Annotated in this window: 10 protein-coding genes; 4 read left to right on the forward strand and 6 right to left on the reverse strand. The window is 58.3% G+C overall.

Features of this window, described 5'->3' with window-relative positions:
- Positions 1 to 32: 32 nt before the first annotated feature.
- From HK23_RS05250 to HK23_RS05275, 6 genes are all read right to left on the reverse strand, one after another.
- Entirely contained in the window at positions 33 to 1,280 is a 1,248-nt protein-coding gene (locus tag HK23_RS05250; protein ID WP_086653166.1) for a hypothetical protein, read from the reverse strand.
- 86 nt (positions 1,281 to 1,366) lie between these two features.
- A complete protein-coding gene (locus HK23_RS05255; RefSeq protein WP_086653167.1) occupies positions 1,367 to 4,462 on the reverse strand; it encodes a glycosyltransferase in 3,096 nt (1,031 codons plus the stop codon).
- A gap of 49 nt (positions 4,463 to 4,511) precedes the next feature.
- On the reverse strand, positions 4,512 to 6,299 hold the full coding sequence (locus HK23_RS05260) for a tetratricopeptide repeat protein (RefSeq protein ID WP_086653168.1): 1,788 nt from the start codon (positions 6,297 to 6,299) through the stop codon (positions 4,512 to 4,514).
- A 45-nt stretch (positions 6,300 to 6,344) separates the two neighbouring features.
- Positions 6,345 to 7,799: an HlyD family type I secretion periplasmic adaptor subunit gene (locus HK23_RS05265; RefSeq protein WP_086653169.1), complete on the reverse strand. Its 1,455-nt coding sequence runs from the start codon at positions 7,797 to 7,799 to the stop codon at positions 6,345 to 6,347.
- Between the two features lie 3 nt (positions 7,800 to 7,802).
- Positions 7,803 to 10,058, reverse strand: a complete 2,256-nt coding sequence (locus HK23_RS05270; RefSeq protein WP_086653170.1) for a peptidase domain-containing ABC transporter — start codon at positions 10,056 to 10,058, stop codon at positions 7,803 to 7,805.
- 141 nt (positions 10,059 to 10,199) lie between these two features.
- The gene (locus tag HK23_RS05275) at positions 10,200 to 10,622 is read right to left on the reverse strand and encodes a hypothetical protein (protein ID WP_143217490.1); all 423 of its coding nucleotides are present in this window, start codon (positions 10,620 to 10,622) and stop codon (positions 10,200 to 10,202) included.
- A gap of 88 nt (positions 10,623 to 10,710) precedes the next feature.
- Here HK23_RS05275 and metH point away from each other — a divergent pair, with 88 nt between their 5' ends.
- From metH to HK23_RS05295, 4 genes are all read left to right on the forward strand, one after another.
- Entirely contained in the window at positions 10,711 to 14,217 is a 3,507-nt protein-coding gene (metH, locus tag HK23_RS05280) for a methionine synthase (protein WP_086653237.1), read from the forward strand.
- Between the two features lie 87 nt (positions 14,218 to 14,304).
- The gene (locus HK23_RS05285) at positions 14,305 to 16,002 is read left to right on the forward strand and encodes a Na/Pi cotransporter family protein (protein WP_063906886.1); all 1,698 of its coding nucleotides are present in this window, start codon (positions 14,305 to 14,307) and stop codon (positions 16,000 to 16,002) included.
- The gene (locus HK23_RS14505) at positions 15,999 to 16,439 is read left to right on the forward strand and encodes a phosphoribosyl-ATP pyrophosphatase (RefSeq protein ID WP_179193806.1); all 441 of its coding nucleotides are present in this window, start codon (positions 15,999 to 16,001) and stop codon (positions 16,437 to 16,439) included. Before HK23_RS05285 ends, HK23_RS14505 begins: the two co-directional genes overlap by 4 nt.
- A 15-nt stretch (positions 16,440 to 16,454) precedes the next feature.
- Positions 16,455 to 16,979 carry a CvpA family protein gene (locus HK23_RS05295; protein ID WP_063906888.1) on the forward strand — a complete coding sequence of 175 codons (525 nt, stop codon included), beginning with the start codon at positions 16,455 to 16,457 and terminating at the stop codon, positions 16,977 to 16,979.
- Positions 16,980 to 17,013 lie beyond the last annotated feature (34 nt).

Below are 17,013 nucleotides of genomic sequence, written 5' to 3' on the forward strand. Positions count from 1 at the left end.
GCCCGGTTTTTTAAACCGGGCCATGGGGAGTTTTAACGCCGGGACGTCGGTTTGCGGCCACGGCCTCGCGCTGCGGGGGCAGCCTTGGCAGGTGCCTTTGGTGCAGCAGCCGCTTTTCTGGGCCGACCCGCTGCTTTTGCCGGGGCACGCTCGGGAGAGGCCGCTTTAGCCACACGCACTTTGCCTGCCGGACGACCACGACGCGGCGCGCGCGCGGGCTTCGCCGGCGGCAGCTCTTCTTCTACAAACAGTTCAAAATCTTCAGAACCCTCAGCCTCAGCTTCCAGTTCTTCAAGCTCTTCCAGAACCTCGACCTCTTCCAGCTCTTCTTCCAGAAGGGCTGCGAGATCCGCTGCGGCCTCAGCTTCAGCCGCGGCATTCCGGCCCTTGCCACCACGACGGCCTTTGCCTCGGCCACCGTCTTCACGCGGCAGAATTTCGAGCAGGAAGGCTTCCAGCGGGGCCAGACTTGCCGTTTCAATCGGCTCACCAGTCTCGACCGGCCCGACGCGGGTACCATCGGTAAAGGTGGCCGTCACGCGGCAAATATACTTTTTGGCAGCTTTGCCTTTCAGGCGAATGCACAGGCCAAGAATAGGAAGCGCCATACCACGGCTGCCGCAATATTTGCCGCCCTCAACCCACGGAGACAGCCAGCCTTTCCCAAGAACAGCCTGATATTCAATGTCATCAGCGCCAATCATCTCAGACGGTGCCACACCAAAGCCTTCAATCCACGCGTGGCTGCCGGGTTCACCCATCCACTCCCCAACGCGCGACATCACATCCCCGCGCCGCTGAATATGGGCACCAATTTCTGCTGCATACGGATTAGAGGCGGCGGGCGCCGGAGCCGGCTGAGCCGGAGCTGCTGCCGGTGCCTGAGCAGGCGGAGCCACAGGCGCATGCTGCGCAACCGGGCCTGCATTGGCGTTGTGGCTCAGCTGCACAACCTGCAAACGCGGGGCATCATGCGGGGAGCCAAGCTCCTGATAAACGGTGACCAGCACCTGAGCCGGACCCTGCTGCACACGGATCAGCGCCGCGCCATTCTGGCCACCCAGCCAGCCATCCTCATCAAACGTCACGATGTTGATGTTGCCCTCATCCCGCAGCGGCGGCTGAGAAAGACGCACACCCGGCAGACCTGCTGCTGTTGGCGGCTGCTGCCCTGGCGCCAGAAACACGCAGAACAGGCCCGTCTGGAGCGTCATCAGATGGCCCGATACCTTGAGATCAGAAATCCGCTGGGGAGCAGGCGCCTGGGTAGTCTGTGACATTCAATTTCTTCCATCGTGACGATACAGGTAAACTGTAAATCAAAAAATCATGGGCCAGTAAAGAAAAGGTTATTAGACAGGCACATTCAGGCCTTCAACGCACCAATGCGCCCGAGTTGCAGCAATACGTCATTCAGACTTTCTTCTAAAAGATCTGCCTCAAGGAGAATACCCTGTTTTGTTGCCCGAATACGCTCAGCCGGGGCACCAAGATCAAAGGCAACCACCTTCAGCCCCGCCTTCCAGGCCAGTCCCAGCGTAAAACACCAGGTTTCCGGCCAGACAGACGGCAAAAAAGCATAGTCCGCCTGCAGAGAGGCTATCAGAGGAATGGCCTCGTCCTCCTGATATTCCCCCGTGATAAAAACATGACCGGTGCGCACCAGTGCGTCATCATCCGGCGTGTGCCCAACAATCACAAATTCGAGGGGCAGATCGCGCAGAGCGGCATCCCGTGCTGCGCCCAGCAACACATCATACCCCTTCTCCTTCCCGATCCCGCCAATGACACACACCCGGACACGCTCACCCCGGCCGGCACCCATAACAGCCACACCGGGAACACGCTCTTCCGGCACAGGGAGCGCAGCCTGCAGACGCGCCTCGCCCTCTGCGCACAGCGCCGTATCATCTTCCAGCCGCCAGACATGGCAGGTCAGGCCAGAATACTGCTTTTGCATGCGCTCAGCCGCATCCTGTGAGGGCGCGTAAACCGTCTGCGCTGTTTTTAAAAACTGAGCAGCCCGTGTGCGATAAAACACAACAGGAACGTCTTCCTCAATTTTCCGACCCAGAAGGGCGATACAGGCCTCGCACCCGGCAACGTCTGGCTCGCCACAATACCGGTCTTTCAGACCCATCAGAGAAATTCTCTGACAAAACCACATATAATCGTGAATATGGACAGTATAGGGGCACCCCAGCGCCACAGGCAGATCATAAAGCATCGGGTTATGCCCGGCCATATGATGCACCTCCACGCCCTCAGCCCCTTCCGCCTTTAATAGACGGGTCAGCAATGTCCACTCTTCTGGCAGCCGGAAGTGCAACGAGGCATAGGCGTCGGGATCGGCCAGCCCGTCTTCCAGCAAGCAGCCCCCGCCTGTAGGGCGCACTACAAGGGGACGCAGCCCCTGACGAGACAGAGCTTTCACCCGCTCACCCACCACACGCTCAACCCCGCCACCATAATCATGCGTGACCAGCACCATGGCCCGCCGTTTTCGACTTTTGCGTGTTGAAGCCTTCTGCCCGGAACCAGCCCGGAAGCGCACAAGATCAAACCGACGGCGCGCCTTAAACAGAGGATCTTTTTCAATCCATGCTGCAATCATCTCATGATAACCGGGGTGCAGGCGGTTCAGGATTGCCTCGTTGCGCCGCATCAGTCCGGTACGGGTGCCTCCAAACGAGGCTGAACCAACATGAGCAACATACGCACCCAGAGCGGCCTGATGCCGCCACCCCAGAGCCCGCGCACGCATGCAAAAATCGTTTTCTTCGCCATAACCTTGCGCAAAAACATCGTCTCGCAGCATCCCGGTCTGCGCCAGACAATCATGCCGGATATACATGCAGAAGCCGTTTGCCGTCGGGATTTCTATAGCCTGCCCCGCATTGGCAGCTTGTGCCTGCGCCATCAGATCCTGCGTTTGGACAAGGTCAGGCACAGGGTTCTTCCTGTCCGGTGAAGGATAGGACAAAATACTGGCGTCATTGGAAAATGGCGTGACGGTACCCGTCTCTTCCGACGCATAGGCAATGCGTCGCAGCTCTTCCACCCAGCCCTCTGCAACCAGTGTATCGCTGTTGAGCACAATGACATCATACCCGGCCACCGCTCTCAAACCCGTATTGACCGCTGAGGGAAAGCCACAGTTCCGCGCATGCGTCAGCACACGGAATCCAGCCTGCGCGGCCAGAGCCTCCACAGCCAGAACAAGATCCGGGTCCGGTGCGGCATCATTGACGATAACCACAGGAATTTTACGAGGTGAGATGGTCTGCTTTACCGCTTCAAGGCAGTCCAGCGTGCGGGTTTTATCCCGATAGATCGGAATGACAATCGCCACCTCTGCCTGCCGGCCGGAAACCTGCGGCGTCCCCGTCACCTCATCCTGCACGGGAACAGGAACAAAGCCCGGAAAATCATGCCCCGTTTTTATTTTTTTCTGTTTCTCAACGGAGAAGGTTTGGGCCAGAGCCTGCACAATCTGTCTGGCTGAGCGTTGCTCCAGCCCGACGTCCAAAGGACTCCCCGCCAGATCGCGCCCATCGGGCCCCACCACCCTCACGGGGCCATCCGGCAACGCTTCTGCCGGAAAGGCCAAAGCGCGATAGCGCGCCAAAGGCACGTCGGAATTCACAGAGTTACTGAAACTCTCTGGCTTTATTGTATGCAGGGTCTTTCCGGTCTGCATATCCTGTATCTGCACCACAGGAACACGGTCCGCATCATGCGGCAGCCAGACCCAGCCACTCAGCCTGTCCGCCCCCGCCTCAACCAGCCCCTCACTCCGTGCCAGAGCACATGGCTGCACAGGATTCCCTACTAAAAACGGTAGATCCCTAAGACGGATTTCCAGAGATCTGGCTTTCTTCCAACCGGCCGGACAAAGCCAGCCTGCTTTTTTACGCACCACTTTTACAGGTTGACCATCCAACCACACCGCAGGTGTTTCCTGGGCAGCAGCACCCCCCAGAACAAGCGTGCCATCCCCCTGCAAGCCACACCACCCTGCAAGACCATTCAGGCGCGTGATTTTATCAGCCAGTTTTGCAATGTCAGCTGTGCAGGCAAATTGAGATAAAACCCGCCCCAGCGCAGACACCGCCGCGCCGCCGTTCCCGAGCGCTTGCTGAAACGTTGCCAGAAGAACCCAGCCTTCACGAAAGTCAAAGCGTTTCAGCAGAGCATTCAGAAGATCAATGGCACCGGTAACATCCCCGACGGCCTGACGCGCGAGAGCAAGGGCAAGCATAACGTGCGGGTTATCCCGGGCCTGCCTGTTAGCGCGCTCGAGCCAGTCCCATGCCTCGGCCTCCCGGCCAGCCAGCCAGGCGTCATTCCCGCGCTGAAAAGTCTCTTGGGCCTGTGCACTGGCCCATGCCTCCAATGAGGCACGGTCTTCCTTCGTAACAAAACCAGAGAGCGCGCCCTGTGTCTTAGCTGACTGCGCCATCAGCAGCCCCGCTCTCTGCTCACCACTTGATACTCCTTATAACAGAGTATCAGCTGTCTGCTGGCAGAGGGGCTGTGCCTCCTGTGCCAATACGTGCCAGTTCTGCACTGGCCTGCGCCAGATTTCTGGCTTCTGCTTTCCGATACCACATGCGTGCCTGCTCCAGATCCTTTTCCCCACCCAGACCATTGGCATAGTAGCGCGCAATCATAAGCTGAGCCGCAGGATGATCGTGTTCTGCCGCCTTGAGGAACCACTCCCGCGCCAGCGCCCGATCTTCCGGCACATCATGCCCACCACCATACAACGCGGCGACGGAGAACATAGCCGAGACCGTCCCATTTTCCGCAGCCTGTTTGTATAGTCGCAGCGCCTCGGGATGATTTTTAGGACCACCTACCCCGGTAACCAGCAAGTCAGCATAGGCCGTTTCGGCTTCTGCCATACCCGCTTCTGCTGCTTTCTGGATCCATGCACGACCTTCTTCAGGGTTCCGTGTAACGCCACGTCCCTCCAGCAACATCTTCCCATACCAGTACTGGGCATTGACGACTTTTTCAGCCGCCTTATGCAGCCACTGGAGGGCCTCTTCCTCGTCACGCTCGACCCCGACGCCCTGTGCCAGACAGACGCCAAAATTGAAGGCCGCCAACAGGTCACCCTCTTCGGCGGCATGCTTGTAGAATTCCATGAGAGCGCGCCCGTCTTCTTTGGGAGCCTCTCCTTCGAGCACCAGATTAGCGAGATCTGCCGTAGCGTGTTTGTCGCCCTGCTCTGCCGCTAGCTTGAACCAGTAGGCAGCCGCTTCCGGATCTTTTGGAACGCCGACGCCTGCCATGTAAATCGCACCAAGCGTGTGGCTTGACGCTGCGTGACCAAGCTCGGAGGCAAAACGATACCAGGAAATGGCTTCTGCATAGTTGGGGGGCAGATCTATCCCGCGCCCATACCAGTCACCAAGAATGGCCGCAGCCTCTGCATCGCCCGCCAAGGCTGCCTTACGCAGCCAGCTTTCACCGCGATCTCTATTGCGCTCAATACCTTTGCCCGCCATGAGGGCAATACCGTATTTTGCCTGCCCGCCGCGGACATTTTTCTCAGCAGCTTTTCCAAAGTAGGACGTTGCCAGCACATAATCCGGGGGGACCCCTGTGCCGCGCTCGGTCATGACGCCCATCAAATACAGCGCTGTGCCCAGTCCGCCATCTGCGGCTTTCTGTAGCTCGACCGCTGCCTGAGCATACTGGTCATATGTCTGCGCATCTTTGAGCGCTGCCAGCCCCAGCCCTAGATATCCCTGCAGACATCCGGCATCCGCCGCTTTCTGATACCAGAGCAAAGCCTGCGCCGGGTCACGAATGTCATCAGGACCTGCGCTCAGGATGTAGCCATACAGAGCCTGCGCATCCATATCACCGGCTTCAGCCGCCTGCTTCGCCCAGCGGGCTGCTTTGTGATAATCCGGCTGTGGCTTTTCGCGCTTTTTATAATCTTCAAAGACCGAAGAAAGGCTTTCCCCTTCTTCAACTTCTTTGGGAAGACCGTGCAGATACAATGTCGCCAGAATGAAGGCAGCTCTGTTCCAGCCTTTCAGGGCCGCGCGCCGGGTCCAGCGGGCTCCTTCAATCAGGTTAGGCGGCGCACCCTGCGCATTCAGGTAAGCCTGACCAACCAGATACTGGGCTTCCGGCAAGCCTTCGCGGGCAAGGACCGTGAAAATGGCAAAAGCTTTTGTGGCTTCTCCCTCCTCCAGCAAAGTCTTTGCCTGGGTAAGCCGGCCATCAACAGGCGCTTCATTACCCCGTCCGAAAAGCCGGCTAATCAGCTTCTTTAGCAAAACACACTCCTTCCCTGAACAGGATCAGAGTCCAGCAAACCACCCTTAGGGCTCACGCATACCATCCGTCATCAACGGCATGAAACTGTTCAACAGATATTGCATAATCGTCCGCTTACCGACGCGAATGTCCGCACTCACCGGCATACCTGGCTGGGGATGGAAGAAGCTTGGCACGCCATGCAGCGTGTAGCGATCAACACGCAGGCGGACACGATAAAATTCCTTGCTGCTGCTGTCCGGCGTAACATCATTATCCTGCTGACCGCCAGCTGAAGGACCGCCAACAAAGGAGTCCGCACTAATCGTCCGGACAGTGGCATCTGCACCGCCATATTGCTGGTAAGGGAATGTCGCAAACTTGACCAGTGCCTTGTCCCCAAGCCTTACAAACCCGGCATCCTTACCGGACATGACGGTTTCAATCTCCAGCCCCTTACCAACAGGAACCAGAGTCATCACTTTTTGGCCTGCCGTCAGCACTGAACCAACAGAGACCTTGGAGATATTCAGCACAATGGCATCTTCGTCCGCTTTCAGCGTGACAAGACTGTTGTGCAGCACAGCCTTCTGATAGGCACTTTTCGCTTCCGACAGATGATGCTGAGCCGTAACCAGATCACGGTACGCTTCGGCCTTCCAGTTCTGGATATAGCCTTCTTTCTCAGAAACCTGAGCAGCCAACTTGTTCCGCGTACTCCCGGCCTGCTGCTGTGCGGCAATCTGGGAGCGTTCGACTTCCATCAACTCATTCTGTGCACTCAGTGTAGACAGCTTACTCCCGACCTGATCTTTCTGCAGTTGCATCCGCATTTTATGCACATCTGCCGCCACTTTGGCCCGCGCAGCAAACATGGCTGCACTTGCCTGAGCGCTTTGTAAGTCATTCTGCAAACTGGCAATTTGCTTATCATAATTACTGACTTTGGCATCAAACTCAGCTTTACGACGGAGAAATGCTTCTGCCTGTTGAACAGAGGCCGAATTTCGGGGATCGACAGAATAGAGTTTGCTCTGTGTTTCTGCTATCAGGCGATCCACCTCGGCCTGATACTGCTCACTCTGGGCCTGCATGTTCTCAATATCCGCACCCGAGGACGTGGGATCCAGATGCGCGAGAATATCCCCCTTATGAACAAAATCTCCTTCCCGCACATCAATAGAACGAACAATGGACGTATCCAAAGGCTGAACTAGAAGAGTCTGTTCTGTTGAAACTAGACGCCCTTGTGTTGAAACCACTCGGTCCAGCGGAAAAACGGTCATTACGGTAACGGATGAAAGAACCAGCGCCCCAACAAGCCAGGAAATATACTGCGCTGAAGGCGTGGGCGGCATATTGACCAAGGCGGCCGTCGGGGAATGGAACTCCAGCAGGGCCGGAGGCATGTCACCCTGTGCATATGGGTCATCCGCCTGACGCAGAAAATCAGGCTCGCTTTCCGTGCTCACGTCGGAACCAGTCGGCTGCCCTGAGGGCACAATATCCTGTTCACTCATGGCTTATTCTCCTTCCGCAACCAGAGAAGACGAGCCGGGTTTTGCTTTCCCCTCTGTATGACGGTTCTGCTGCATCCAGAGTGTGCGATAGATATCACACCGTTCCAGCAGAACGTCATGGGGCGCAATATCCGCCACAGACCCATGATCCATCACGCAGATCTGGTCACAATTTACGAGAGAAGACAGACGATGCGAGACAATGACCATAGTCCGGCCCTTGCCGATCCGCTCAAGGTTGGCGTTCACCAAGGCTTCACTTTCCGGATCAAGCGCTGATGTCGCTTCATCCAGAATCATTAGCTTGGGATCGGTAATCACCGCGCGCGCAATTGCCAGACGCTGACGCTGACCACCCGAAATGTTAGTAGAACCCTCTTCAATGAAGGTCTCATAGCCAGCGGGCATACGTTCAATAAATTCTTCAGCACCAGCCATACGCGCCGCACGCACGACATCGTCAATCGTATAGCCGGGACGACCAGCCGTAATGTTCTCGCGGATGGTCCCCCGGAACAAGAAGTTATCCTGCAGCACCACCCCGAAAGACCGCCGCAGATGCGTCAGATTGATTTCACGCAGGTCAATTCCGTCCAGTTTCAGGTAACCCGTATAGGACCGGCTGACCCCCTGCAGCAGTCGGGTGATGGTGGATTTCCCCGAACCGCTTCGCCCGACCAGCCCTAGCATCGTTCCGGCAGGGACTTCAAAATTCACATCATTCAGAGCTTTGGAGGTCGAACCCGGATAGGTAAAATCCACACCATCAAATGACAGAGCGCCTTTAATCGGAGGTCGCATCCCCGTGGTCAACGCCTTGGTTTCCGTCGGCTGATTCAATACGGAGGCAGCCTCGCTCAGAGAGGTCATAACTTCGTTAAAATCATCCAAAAGCTTAGCAAACCCGACAAGCGGGGATGCCACGCGCCCCCCGAGCATCATAAACGCCACCAGCCCACCCACTCCAACAGACGACGGACTTACCAGCGCCAAATAAGCGCCGATCATGATAATGCCTCGATTGATAAACAGATCCAGCGGCATCACCAGCGTTTGCGGCCAGTTAGACATCCGCCCAACCGCCAGTTTCCAGCGAATTACAATAGAGGTTGATTCGTCCCAGACCTGTTTGCGCATATTTTCCAATGCCAGCGTCTTTAAAGTCCGGATACCCGCAACCGTTTCGTACAAAATTGCCCCTCGTTCACGCTCAGCCTGCATTTGCTTTGTCATAACCTTCGCAACCGGCCCCATGAAAATCACAACGATCAAGCCAATACAGCCCGCCGCAGCAACCGTCATCCACGCAAGACTGGAACTGAGATAAAACAAAAATGGTAAAATAACGAACAAGGTAAACAGGTCCAAAAAGGTCGACATCAGTCTGCCGGTCAGAAAGTCACGTACCTTGTAGATAGCCATGACACGACCAAGAATATTCCCCGCCTGCTGCCTTTCAAAATACTCCAGTGGCAAAGAAACCAAGCGACTAAACACATGCAGGGAAATACGAGAATCAATACGGGTTGTTAGCACCAGCGAGAGTTCCCGCCGTCCATACGTCAGCAACACTTCATAGACTGAAAAAACAACAATAATCCCACTAATCGAAATCAGAGTGGACATGGACTTATAATTCACCACACGATCAATGACCTGCATGACAATAAGTGGTGGAAAAATCTGCAGAATACTAAGCGTCATCGAGGCAATGGCGATATCACGCAAAGACCGCTTTTCTCGCAGAACCATCTTGGCCAGCCAGGTCAGATTAATCGGCGCTTCTGCTTCAGACTGATCCCGTCGCCGCTTGATCAGCAGCACATCACCGGTCCATATCCGGCTCAGGCGCAGTTCATCAACCGGCACGGGAGCCGCGGCTTCATCTTTCAGCGGGTCGCGCAGCCAGACAACACCCTTACCGGGGTCTGCCCCAACCATAATCGCCGCAGAACCATCACGGAACATCAGCACGATCGGCGGCGAGTTGGTCATCTTGACCAGATAGCGCCACTTGATGCGCATCCCCTTGGCGACCGCACCCTGTTCTTCCAGCCAGCGCACCAAAGTAGCAGGCGAAGGGCTTTCTTCCCCCGGCTCTGCTGCAAAATCGCGGATATCCAGTTCCAGCCCATGGAAACGCGCAGCGGCAACAACCGCACGCAGGCGAATGATGGCTGGGCTCAGGCGGGAGGCACTCTCATGGCCTGGATCAGAAGAAGGGCCAGAAACATCAGGCACATGATCAGTCTGGTTCACGAACAACCCTTTTGGCAAAACCTTAATACGCGGTCCGAACGCCTTAGATCGCCAGCTCCCGGACAAAAGCTCTTATGACAGGGTGTGAGGATGACCTCAAAGTGTTTCTCGATCTTCATCCCGCCATCCCGCGTTATTTCTTCAACAATAACAGGAAAAACGGCTGGAAACCGCCTCCAGTCCATAAAGAGAAAAAACCAGAGGATCAGACTGCAACGCCTGCGTCAAACCCGCCATATCCTGTGCAGGACAAATCAGGCAGAGGGTCTGAAAAAAAACACATTCTCCGCGAGCGCGCTCCTGCATCAGGCCAGCCAGAAAACGTCCCAACTGGCTGCCTCCCTGACAGCAGACGCACCCACTGCCATGGTCGGCCCCATCTCCCTGCGGAGCCCATGTCCGCACGGCACCCCATCCAGCCTGCTGCGAAGGGGAAGGCTGAAGTGCGAGAAAGACCGCCAGATTGTCCGGCTGGGCCAGCCCCGCAGCATCCTCCACGGACAGCAGCTTCAACCGGATCCGCCGGTCCTCCGGACCTTTCCAGGACAGAGGACTGGTAGACACAGATGCCGCTCTCTGGAATAACACTCTACCCTCCGGACCGGCGTCCGACCGAGGCTCTTCTTCCCGTTTTTTGTGATTTATGGGTGCCATGTCTTCTCGTCTTCCGCTTCTCGATGCTCTGCGCAATCAGGTCCTGCTGTGTGACGGAGGGATGGGTTCGCGCATCCAGATGCTCGATCTGGATCTGAAACGGGATTACTGGGGGCAGGAAAACTGCACGGAAATCCTGACACTCTCGCGGCCTGAACTGATCCGGGAAATCCACCGCGGCTATTATGAGGCCGGGGCGGACATGGTGGAAACCAACACATTTGGTGGCTCTCCCATCACTCTGAGCGAATTTGATCTGGCTGACAAGACGCGTGAGATCAACCGCAACTCCGCCATTCTGGCACGGGAAGCGGCGGAAAGTTTTGCTGATGGCCGCACCCGCTATGTGGTGGGCTCTGTCGGGCCGGGCACCAAACTGCCGTCTCTTGGCAATGTGGATTATGACACGCTGGAAGCCGCCCTTGCCGAGCAGGGACGCGGCCTGATTGAAGGCGGCGTGGACGCTATCCTGATTGAAACCTGCCAGGATACGTTGCAGATCAAGGCTGCCGTCAACGGCATGAAAATTGCTCGCGCGGAACTGGGCACGACCACGCCCATTTTTGTGCAGGTGACGGTCGAGACCACCGGCACGCTGCTGGTCGGCCCGGATATTGCTGCTGCGGCCACGGTCATCCACAGCCTTGATGTGGACCTGATGGGCCTGAACTGCGCCACCGGCCCGCAGGAAATGGCCGAGCATGTCCGCTGGCTGTCCGAAAACTGGCCGCGCCTGATTTCCGTCCAGCCGAACGCTGGCCTGCCGGAACTGGTGGACGGTCAGACCCGCTATCCCCTCTCCCCGGAAGACATGGCGACGTGGGTCGAACGCTTTATTGTGGAAGACGGGCTGAACATGGTGGGTGGCTGCTGTGGCACCTCCACCCCGCATATTGCAGCGCTTGATGCTATGCTGCGCCGCCGCGCGGAAGGCACCGGCCAGCATCGTCCTGCCCCTGTGCCCAAAAAATCCGTGTGGATTCCCTCCGTCGCCAGCCTGTATTCTCAGGTGCCGCTGCGGCAGGAAAATGCCTATTTCTCCATTGGTGAACGCTGTAACGCCAACGGTTCCAAAAAATGGCGCGAACTACAGGAAGCGCATGACTGGGACGGCTGCGTGGCCCTTGGCCGTGAGCAGGCCAAGGAAGGCTCCAACGCGCTGGATATTTGCACCGCCTTTGTCGGTCGCAATGAACGCGCAGAGATGGATGAAGTCATCAAACGCTTCACCTCCTCCGTCAACGCGCCGCTGGTCATCGATTCCACTGAAACACCGGTGATTGAAGCCGCCCTGAAGCTGCATGGTGGCAAGCCCATCATCAACTCCATCAACTTTGAAGATGGGGAAGGCCCGGCCACGGACCGTATGCGTCTGGCCCGCAAATTTGGCGCGGCAGTCGTGGCACTGACCATTGATGAAGTCGGCATGGCCCGCCGCCCGGAAGACAAGCTGCGTATTGCCACCCGTCTGGTTGAGTTTGCCTGCGAGAAATACGGTCTGCCGCAGTCGGACCTGATGATTGATCCGCTGACCTTCACCATCGCCACCGGTGCGGAAGATGACCGCAAGCTGGGCCTGTGGACGCTGGAAGGCATCCGCATGATCCGCGAGGCCTTCCCTGATATTCAGATTGTTCTGGGTCTGTCCAACATCTCCTTCGGGCTGAACCCGGCGGCCCGTGCGGTGCTGAACTCGGTCTATCTGGACCACGCCGTGAAAGCCGGCATGACCGCCGCCATTGTGCATGTGTCCAAAATCCGCCCGCTGCACATGATCGCCCCGGAAGAAGTGAAGGTTGCCGAAGACCTGATCTTTGACCGACGGACGGAAGATTATGACCCGCTGCAAAAGCTGCTGGCTCTGTTTGCGGACCGTAAGGCGTCTGAAGCTGTTAAGCGCAAACGCGCAGAGACCGTGGAAGAACGCCTGCGCGACCGCATTGTGGATGGCGACCGCAAGGGGCTGGAAGCGGACCTTGATGAAGCGATGGGCAAAATGCCGCCGCTGGAAATCATCAACACCGTTCTGCTGGACGGCATGAAGGTGGTGGGCGAGCTGTTCGGCTCCGGCAAGATGCAGCTCCCCTTCGTGCTGCAATCTGCCGAGACCATGAAGGCCGCCGTGGCGCATCTTGAGCCGCATATGGAACGCGCAGAAGGCCAGCAGCGCGGCACCATCGTGCTCGCCACGGTTAAGGGCGACGTGCATGACATCGGCAAAAATCTGGTCGATATCATCCTGACCAATAACGGCTACCGCGTGGTTAATCTGGGCATCAAGGTGCCGGTCGCGGACATGATTGAGTCAGCCCGCAAGGAAAAGGCCGACGCCATTGGGATGTCCGGCCTGCTGGTGAAGTCCACCGTCATCATGCGAGAAAATCTGGAAGAGATTTCCCGCGCGGGGCTGGATGTGCCGGTGCTTCTGGGCGGCGCGGCCCTGACCCGCAATTACGTGGAAGAAGACTGCGTGGCCGCCTACGCCCCCACCGGGCGCGTGGCCTATGCACGCGATGCGTTTGACGGCCTGACCCTGATGGATCAGATCGCGCAGAACGGCTTTGATGACTATCTGGCCGCTGTCAGCAAAAAGCGCGAGGGCAAAACCACCCGTCGCAACGCCCGTGCGCCGGAGCAGGCGGAAACGCGCGGCTTTACCCCCATCGATCCCGCTGCGGCCCGCGCCCGGCGCGAACGGATGACGGCAGATGAAACGCAGCTGACGCCACCTTTCTGGGGGCCGCGCGTCCTGACTGCCACGCCGGAAGCCATTCTGCCATTCCTGAATGAGCGCGCCCTCTATCAGTTCCAGTGGGGCTTCCGGAAACAGGGCCGCTCTCTGGATGACTTCCTGAAATGGGCCAAGCAGGATCTGCGCCCCATTCTGCGCCGCATGCTGGACCTGTCGGCCAAGGAAAACATTCTGTCCCCGCAGGCCTCCTATGGGTACTGGAAAGCCGCAGGGGACGGGAACGACCTCGTGCTGTTTGAAGAAGACGGCACGACGGAAGCCGCCCGCTTCACCCTGCCCCGCCAGCCGCGTGAAGATGGCGAGTGCATTGCCGACTTCGTGCGCGATATCAACGATGCTGAACGTGATGTCGTCGGCCTGCAGGTCGTCACAGTGGGCCAGAAGGCATCTGACATTGCGCGCGACTGGTTTGAAGAAAACCGCTATCAGGACTACCTCTACCTGCATGGCCTCTCAGTCGAGATGGCGGAAGCCATGGCGGAATACACCCACAAGCGCATTCGCTCGGAACTGGGTTTTGCGGCAGAGGATGCGCGCGACATGGATACCCTGCTCCAGCAGGGCTATCGTGGGTCTCGCTATTCCTTCGGCTATCCGGCCTGCCCGAGGCTGGAAGATCAGCACCCCATCCTGAGGTTGCTGGATGCGGAACGTATTGGGGTTTCCCTGACGGACGGGGATCAGCTCCACCCGGAACAGTCCACCTCCGCTCTTGTTATCCTTAACAAACATGCGAAATACTTCACCATCTGAGACCTGCCCGGGTCTGTAATACCCCTCTGGTCAGGGGTAAGCCGGGCTCCCCGGTCCTGACCGCTGAACCAGAAGGGAACTGCCACCTTGGAACTGCTGACACTTGTTGATCTTGCCGGAAGCGTCGCCCTGCTGCTGTGGGGCGTGCATATGGTGCAGACCGGCGTGCAGCGGGCCTGCGGCGCACGGCTGAACAGCCTGCTCTCCCGTATGCTGGGCAACCGGTTTCAGGCCTTCCTGACCGGCCTTGGCATTACGGCGGTTCTCCAGTCTTCCACCGCCACCGGGCTGATGATTACCGGTCTGGCCGCCCGCGGGCAGCTGGAACTGGCCCCGGCACTGGCTGTCATGCTGGGGGCGAATGTCGGCACCACGCTGATTGTTCAGCTACTCTCTTTTGATGTCGCTGCCATCGCCCCCGTCTTTGTGCTGACAGGCGTCATGCTGTTCCGGCGTGGGCAGGGTACATGGCGCGATTCCGGGCGCGTCTTTATCGGTCTGGGGCTGATCCTCATCTCCCTGCGGCAGTTCCTCGTGCTGCTTGGCCCCTACACACACCGGCCGGAACTGACCGCCGTGCTGGGCGCCATGAGCTCGCACGATCTGGCGGCCGTGCTGCTGGGAGCCGTCATTACTTGGATCAGCCACTCTTCCGTGGCGACAGTCATGCTGATCACCACCTTTGCCACCAGCGGTACCATTCCGGTGGAAACCGCGCTGGCGCTGGTGCTGGGGGCTAATATCGGCACGTCCATCAACCCCGTGGTGGAAGGCAGCCGGACAGACCTGACAGCCCGCCGCATTTCTATGGGCAATCTGCTGGTGCGTGTGGTGGGGGCTGGCCTGCTACTACCCATCCTGCCCTGGCTGAGTGCGCTTGTTGCCCGTATGGAACCGGATGCGGCGCGTCAGGTGGCGGACTTCCACACGCTGTTCAACATCCTGCTGGCCATGCTGATGATCCCGCTGCTCAACAGCTACGCCCGCCTGATGATGCGTCTGATCCCCACCCCACCGCAGACCGCCCGGCAAACACCCGGCACCCCGCTCTATCTGGACCGGCTGTTGCTGGACAAAGCCCCGCAGCTTGCTGTTGGAAGTGCAACGCGGGAAGCCATGCGGCTGTGTGACCTGCTGGCCGCCATGCTCGATGCCATGCGGGATGGGCTGACTTCTTCCGACCCGGCGCGCGCCGGTGCGGCTCGTCCGCTCGGCAACGCTATGGAAGATCTGGGCAATGCCATCCGCTCCTATCTGGCCGGGCTGGACCCGGAGACGGCAAACCAGCGGGAAATGGATCGGGCGGAAGATATTCTGGCGTTCACCACCCAGCTCCTGCACGCTGAGGATATTGTGGAGCGCAGCCTTGTGCCCATGGTGCAGAAAATGGCCCGTCAGCGCTTGCAGCTTCCGCAGACTCTGCTGGCCCCGGTACTGACCATGGCTACCCAGCTGACCACCAATCTGAATGTCTGCGCCACCGTGCTGCTGGGGACGGAACGCGGCATGCCCAACCCGCTGAACGGCCAGAAGGACTTCTTCCGCGATCTGGAAATTGAGGCCACCACGGCCTATTTCGAGCGCCTGCGCAAACAGACTTCTGACGCCTCATCCACCACCGAAGGTCATGACATCTCCCTGCAGGATGAAGAGGTGACGTATCAGCTCACCCTGCTGCGTGACCTGCGGCGCGTGAACACACATATTGTCGCCGCCTCCACCTATCCCATGACGCCGGGCGAGGATGAGCTGTTTGTACAGGGGCCCGCTGAGCAGGAAGGTTGACCAGCCTCCCTTCTCCCGCCCATCATGACAACATGCCGCACGTGTCCGATCCTAAAGCTCGCCCCTCCCTGACTTCCGGGAAAACTCCTGCCCCGGCAGGATTCCGTACGGCTTCCGCACAGTCTGCGCCCTCGCCAGAGCAGCAGGCTGTTATCAAGCGGCTCAGTCAAACGATGGGGCAGCACGCCACAGCTTGCACAGCGGCCTTTATTGCCAGAAACCACCCCGATATCATCCGGGAAAGCGCTGCCTTCATGCGCAGTCTGGAAGCCGTCTGGGCGGAGGAAGGTCTGGACCCAACAGATGTGTGGACCGAACTGCTCCGCCGGATTGAGGTGGGCGATCTCTTTCTGCGCCTCAACCAGCCGCCGCACCGCAAGAAACTGAACGGCAAAGCCGTCCGCCCCTGGCGGATTTCCACCAGCAAGCTCCCCTGAGAGACGTTTGCCCCCATGGCAGCCATCGACATCATTTCCCTTGTGATTGTGGGGGTTTCAGCCCTGCATGGTCTGTGGCGTGGCTTCACCCGGCAGGCGCTGGGCCTTGGCGGCTGGATCCTGGCCATTCTGCTGGCCTGCCGGTTCTATCCCGTGCTCATCCCCTGGACGACCCCTTACCTCTCCAACCCTCTGGCCGCCCATGCCGCAGCATTTGTTATCCTGCTGCTGGGGCTGCTGATTGCGGCGGCCCTGTTCTCGGCCTTTATCGTCCGACTGGTGCATCTGACGGCGCTGAGCAGTCTGGACCGCACGCTAGGGTGTGGCTTTGGGGTCATACGTGGTGGATTACTTGTTGTGCTGCTGTTTATGGCCGCACAGTGGTTCATGATGCCGGAAGATATGGCCAGCCTTGAGGCAAATGGGCGACTCACCCCTTATATTCGCCTCGGCGCAGCCTATATCCAACCATTCCTGCCGGTTTTCAGTGCGAAAGGGGTTGCACCGAATCTCTCCACGGGTCATGACGCCACCTTGTGATCTCTTGCGGCCCTATGCCGGCTATTTGCGGAGG

This window comes from Acetobacter malorum, from assembly GCF_002153605.1.
GTDB lineage: Bacteria > Pseudomonadota > Alphaproteobacteria > Acetobacterales > Acetobacteraceae > Acetobacter > Acetobacter malorum_A.

What these genes read in the sequence shown, in the direction of transcription:
- HK23_RS05250 (WP_086653166.1), bottom strand. Translation starts at nt 1,280, where the DNA reads ATGTCACAGACTACCCAGGCGCCTGCTCCCCAGCGGATTTCTGATCTC.
- HK23_RS05255 (WP_086653167.1), bottom strand. Translation starts at nt 4,462, where the DNA reads ATGGCGCAGTCAGCTAAGACACAGGGCGCGCTCTCTGGTTTTGTTACG.
- HK23_RS05265 (WP_086653169.1), bottom strand. Translation starts at nt 7,799, where the DNA reads ATGAGTGAACAGGATATTGTGCCCTCAGGGCAGCCGACTGGTTCCGAC.
- metH (WP_086653237.1), top strand. Translation starts at nt 10,711, where the DNA reads ATGTCTTCTCGTCTTCCGCTTCTCGATGCTCTGCGCAATCAGGTCCTG.
- HK23_RS05295 (WP_063906888.1), top strand. Translation starts at nt 16,455, where the DNA reads ATGGCAGCCATCGACATCATTTCCCTTGTGATTGTGGGGGTTTCAGCC.